Source organism: Actinophytocola sp. (assembly GCF_035942955.1).
Lineage (GTDB): Bacteria > Actinomycetota > Actinomycetes > Mycobacteriales > Pseudonocardiaceae > DASYTH01.
This window is the reverse complement of the sequence record NZ_DASZCQ010000065.1, coordinates 1-1,714: the sequence shown is the minus strand read 5'-3', so window position 1 is coordinate 1,714 and position 1,714 is coordinate 1. Positions and strand designations below refer to the sequence as shown.

Annotated in this window: 1 protein-coding gene; it reads right to left on the bottom strand. The window is 77.2% G+C overall.

The features are described 5' to 3' along the window. The coding region (locus VGX25_RS06720) for an HAD-IC family P-type ATPase (RefSeq protein WP_326916735.1) at positions 1 to 1,714 on the bottom strand (1,714 nt) is incomplete at both ends.

The following is a 1,714-nucleotide window of genomic DNA, read 5'->3' as shown; positions in this document are numbered from 1 at the left end:
CGCCGGGTGGAGCGGTTGGCCAAGTCCGGCCACCGCGGTCGCCGACGCGACCGCGATCGGCAAGCTCTTGCGGGTCAGCTCGGTGAGGCGGGCCTCCACCCCGGTGGTCGGCGCCGCGCGCCGGGCCGCCGCAAGGCCCCGGCCCACCTCGGTCGCCTCACCGGTGGCCACCACGACCGCGACCGCCCGCCCGGCGGCGACCGTGGTGCCCTCGAACAGCATCGAGGTTCGGTCGGCGATCTCGGCGGCCACCACGGGAGCGGCGTCCTTGGCGACCGGCAGCGACTCGCCGGTCAGCGACGACTCGTCGGCCTCAAGCCCGACCGCCTCGAGCAGCCGGCAGTCGGCCGGCACCACGTCGCCGGACTCGACCGCCACGATGTCGCCCACCACCAGCTCGTTGGCGTTGACCGTGCGCTTGCGTCCGTCCCGGATGACGGTGGCGCTGACCGCGGAGCGCTCGAGCAGGCTGGCCAGGGCGCGCTCGGTGTGCACCTGCTGGATGCTGCCGATCAGCGCGGACAGGCCGATCACGCTGGTGACCAGCGCGGCGTCGGTGGCGGAGCCGACCGCGGCGGACACCGCGGCGCCGCCGGCCAGCACCGGGGTCAGCGGGTTGGCCAGCTCGGCGAGGAACGCCCTGGTGAAGCCGGTGCGCTGGCCGGGCGCGCCGGGCCGGGCGGTCAGCCGGCGGTCGGCCTCCTTGTCGGACAGGCCCGTGCGGTCGGTGCCCAGCCGCTGCAGCACCGTCTCGGCCGGCATCAGGTGCCACGGCTGGCCCGCGCCGCCGGACGGAGCGGGGTCCCGCCTGCCCAGCGTCCTTGCCCGCCACACGCCGTCGACGAACGCCAGCGCCGCGCCGGTGTTCACCGCCCGCAGGCTGCGCGCGGCCCCGCGGCCGCGGACGTTGAGCGCGTTCACCGCGCCGATGCCGCTGGCCGCGATGGCCAGCTTCATGCCGTCGGCGGTCACCCGACGCGCCATGCCGACCGCGCCGACGGTCAGCGCGGCGGTGTCCAGGTCCTCGCCGACGAGCAGGTGGGCACCCCATGGCGGCGGCTCGCCCGGCCGGTGCGTGCCGATGCCGAGGTCGGCGGCGCCGAGGGCGCGGCGGTTGCCGGACAGCAGCGCGACCACGTGCCCGTCGGCCTGGAGCCGGCGCACGCCCGCCACCAGGTCGTCTTCGATCACGTCGTCGGCGAAGGCGAACCGGGTGCGGTGCCGTCCGTCGGCCACCAGTACGCGCAGCCCCTCGTCGCGGGCCGCGGCGGCGACGGTGTCCGCGCCCGGCGCGGTCTCCTCCTCGACGGCGAGCACCGCCTGGAGATGCCGATCCCGGGCGAGGCCGAGCACGCGGGCGGCGCCGCGCTTGCTCAGGCGGTCCCGCTCGCGGGCGCCCTTGCGCCCGGTCAGGTCGAGCTCGTCGAGCGGGCCCAGCGCCCAGTGGCCGCTGCGGTGCACCGAGTCGAGGTCGGTCTCATTGAACAACTGAAAGGCGTGCTCGGCCAGCTCGGTGGGGTCGCTGTCCGGGAACGGCACCAGGTCGCGCAGCAGCCACCGGCCGGTGCCGAGCGCGCCCGCGTCCAGCACCAGGGTGTCGATCAGCTCGATCCCGCGCAGCGCCGCGCGGTCCATCACCAGCGCGCCGCGCCGGGCCAGCAGCCGGCCGAGCCGGGCGGCGAACGCGGCCTGCGCCGCCCCGGGCGCCTTCGGC